Annotated in this window: 5 protein-coding genes; all 5 read left to right on the top strand. The window is 68.7% G+C overall.

The annotated features are described in order from the left end of the window. On the top strand, window positions 1–378 hold a 378-nt coding region (locus tag FKP22_RS25155), incomplete at its 5' end, for a Kae1-like domain-containing protein (protein WP_445663751.1). Then, window positions 351–593, top strand: a complete 243-nt coding sequence (locus FKP22_RS25150; protein ID WP_141290428.1) for a HypC/HybG/HupF family hydrogenase formation chaperone — start codon at window positions 351–353, stop codon at window positions 591–593. The genes FKP22_RS25155 and FKP22_RS25150, both read left to right, overlap by 28 nt. Beyond that, window positions 590–1,738: a hydrogenase formation protein HypD gene (gene hypD, locus FKP22_RS25145; protein WP_141290426.1), complete on the top strand. Its 1,149-nt coding sequence runs from the start codon at window positions 590–592 to the stop codon at window positions 1,736–1,738. Before FKP22_RS25150 ends, hypD begins: the two co-directional genes overlap by 4 nt. After that, window positions 1,735–2,787, top strand: a complete 1,053-nt coding sequence (hypE, locus tag FKP22_RS25140) for a hydrogenase expression/formation protein HypE (protein ID WP_141290424.1) — start codon at window positions 1,735–1,737, stop codon at window positions 2,785–2,787. Before hypD ends, hypE begins: the two co-directional genes overlap by 4 nt. 42 nt (window positions 2,788–2,829) lie before the next feature. Beyond that, window positions 2,830–3,297, top strand: a 468-nt coding sequence (locus FKP22_RS25135) for a formyl transferase (protein WP_510606727.1), incomplete at its 3' end; no start/stop codon positions are given.

Genomic DNA, 3,297 nt, shown 5'->3' with positions numbered 1-3,297 from the left:
GGTGTGCTCGACCTGCGCCCCTTGCTCGCCCCCTTGTTCGACGTGCCACCCACGGCCACCGACGAAGCCGCCGCTGGCTTCCACACCTCGCTCGCGGCCGCACTCGCCGGCTGGGCCGCGTCGGCCGCCGAGCATTTCGACATTGGCACCGTGTGCCTCGGTGGGGGTTGTTTCTTCAATGCCGTGCTCACCACGCACCTCACGCAACACCTCGAACGCCGCGGCCTGCGTGTGCTGCGGCCGCTGCGGCATTCGTGCGGCGATGCCGGTCTGGCGCTCGGCCAGGCCTGGGTCGCGGTGCATCAGCTTCGAGTCGCCACCGACTCGGCCTGCCTCAACGAAAGTTCCTCATGTGCCTCGCCATCCCAGCCCTCCTGATCGAGATGATCGGCCCAGACCAGGCCATCGTCGAGCTCGGCGGCATCCGCAAGCAGGTCTCGACCGCGCTCGTGCCCGACGCGTTGGTCGGTGACTACGTGATCGTGCACGTCGGCCACGCCATCGGGCAGATCGACCCTGAAGAAGCGCGGCGCACGCTGGCGATGTTCGGCGAATTGGCCGGCGCCACGCCCGCGCTGGAGACGCAGCCATGAAGTACATCGACGAGTTCCGCGACGGCGGCGTGGCGCAGAAGATCGCCGCGCGTCTGCGCGCCGAGGCCGCACCCGAGCGCCAGTACAGTTTCATGGAGTTCTGCGGCGGCCACACCCACGCGATCTCGCGCTACGGCATCACCGAGTTGCTGCCGGCCAACGTGCGCATGATCCACGGCCCGGGCTGCCCGGTGTGCGTGCTGCCGATCGGACGCATCGACCTGGCCATCCAGCTCGCGCTGGACAAGGGCGCGATCGTCTGCACCTATGGCGACACGATGCGGGTGCCGGCTTCCGACAGCCTGTCGCTGGTGCGGGCCAAGGCGCGCGGCGGCGACATCCGCATGGTGTATTCGGCGACCGATGCACTGCAGATCGCGCGCCAGAACCCAGGCCATGAGGTCGTGTTCTTCGCGATCGGTTTCGAGACCACCACGCCGCCCACCGCGCTGGCGATCCGCACCGCGCACCTCGAAGGCCTGGCCAACTTCAGCGTGCTGTGCTGCCACGTGCTCACGCCTTCGGCGATCACGCACATTCTCGAAAGCCCCGAAGTGCGGCAGTACGGCACCGTGCCGATCGACGGCTTCGTCGGCCCGGCCCACGTGAGCATTGTGATCGGCTCGGCGCCCTACGAACACTTCGCGCAGGAATACCGCAAGCCGGTCGTGATCGCCGGCTTCGAGCCGCTGGACGTGATGCAGGCGGTGCTGATGCTGGTGCGTCAGGTCAACGAGGGCCGCACCGAGGTCGAGAACGAGTTCACCCGCGCGGTCACCTCCGAAGGCAACCTGACGGCACAGGCGCTGGTGTCTGAAGTGTTCGAGTTGCGCGCGAGCTTCGAATGGCGTGGCCTGGGCGAAGTGCCGTACAGCGCGCTGAAGATCCGGCCCGCGTTCGCGAGTTTCGATGCCGAGCGCCGCTTCGGTCTGGGTTATCGGCCGGTGGCCGACAACAAGGCCTGCGAGTGCGGTGCGATCCTGCGCGGCGTGAAGAAGCCGACCGACTGCAAGATCTTCGGCACCGTGTGCACGCCCGAGAACCCGATGGGCTCGTGCATGGTCTCGTCCGAAGGGGCGTGCGCGGCGCACTACTCGTATGGCCGCTTCCGCGACATTCCGGTGCGGGTGGAGGTGGCGGCATGACAATCAAGAAAGACTACGTGCGCCCGCTCGACCTGAAGAACGGCCGCATCGACATGGGCCACGGTGCCGGCGGCCGCGCGGCCGCGCAGCTGATCGAGGAGCTGTTCCTGAAGGCCTTCGACAACGAGTACCTGCGCCAGGGCAACGACGGTGCCGTGTTCGACATTCCCGCCGGCCACAAGCTCGTGATGGCCACCGACGGCCACGTGGTCTCGCCGCTGTTCTTCCCCGGCGGCGACGTCGGGGCCTTGAGCGTTCACGGCACGATCAACGACGTGGCGATGTGCGGTGCCCGCCCGCTGCACATCGCCGCCAGCTTCATCCTCGAAGAAGGTTTTCCCCTGGCCGAACTCAAGCGCGTGGTCGATTCGATGGCCGCCGCCTCCCGCGAGGCCGGCGTGCCGATCATCACCGGCGACACCAAGGTGGTCGAAAAGGGCAAGGGCGACGGTGTGTTCATCAGCACCACCGGCATCGGCGTGGTGGCGCACGGCGTGAACGTTAGCGGCGCCAACGCGCGGCCGGGCGACGTGGTGCTGCTCTCGGGCACGATAGGCGAGCACGGCGTGGCGGTGCTGTCGCAGCGCGAGTCGCTGGAGTTCGAGACCACCATCGCTTCCGATACAGCGGCGCTGCACACGCTGGTAGCCGCCATGCTCGAAGCCTCGCGCGATGGCGTACGCGTGCTGCGCGACCCAACCCGCGGCGGCCTGGCCACCACGCTGAACGAAGTGGCGCGCCAGTCGGGCGTGGGCATGCTGCTGGAAGAAGCCGCGATCCCGGTGCTGCCGCAGGTCGACGCGGCCTGCGAACTGCTCGGGCTCGACCCGCTGTACATTGCCAACGAGGGCAAGCTGGTCGCCGTCTGCGCCCCCCAGTCGGCGGCGGCCGTGCTCGCAGCGATGCGCGCCCACCCGCTCGGTGGCAACGCGGTGCGCATCGGCACCGTCACCGAGGACCCGCACCACTTCGTGCAGATGGCAACACGCTTCGGCGGGCGCCGCGTGGTCGACTGGCTCAGCGGCGAGCAGTTGCCGCGCATTTGTTGATGCGGCGCGGCCCTCGCGTGCCCACCGACCGGTGCAGTACCGATGAACCTGCCTCTCGACCGCGTCTACCGCAAGACACCCACCGGCAGCGCCGGTGCGGCCGAAGCCCGCGCCTGCGCCATGAATGGCCCCCTGCGCATCCTGCTGCTGTGCCACAGCTTCAACAGCCTGACGCAGCGCCTGTTCGTCGAGCTGAATGCGCTCGGCCACAAGGTGGCGGTGGAATTCGACATCGCCGACCGGGTGACCGAAGAAGCGGTGGCGCTTTTCCAGCCGCAGTTCGTGATCGCCTCGTTCCTGAAGCGGCGCATTCCCGAGCCGGTGTGGCGCAGCACCGTGTGCCTGGTCGTGCACCCCGGTCCGCCCGGCGACCGTGGCCCGGCTGCGCTCGACTGGGCCGTGCTGGACGCGCCAACGCGCTGGGGCGTGACGGTGCTGCAGGCGACTGCAGACTTCGACGCCGGCCCGGTGCAAGCCCACGCCGCCTTCGCGATGCGTGAGGCCGCCAAG

The organism is Ideonella azotifigens (assembly GCF_006519715.1).
Taxonomy (GTDB): domain Bacteria; phylum Pseudomonadota; class Gammaproteobacteria; order Burkholderiales; family Burkholderiaceae_C; genus Ideonella; species Ideonella azotifigens.
Note: the sequence above shows the minus strand (reverse complement) of the source record. Positions and strands in the feature narration are given on the sequence as shown.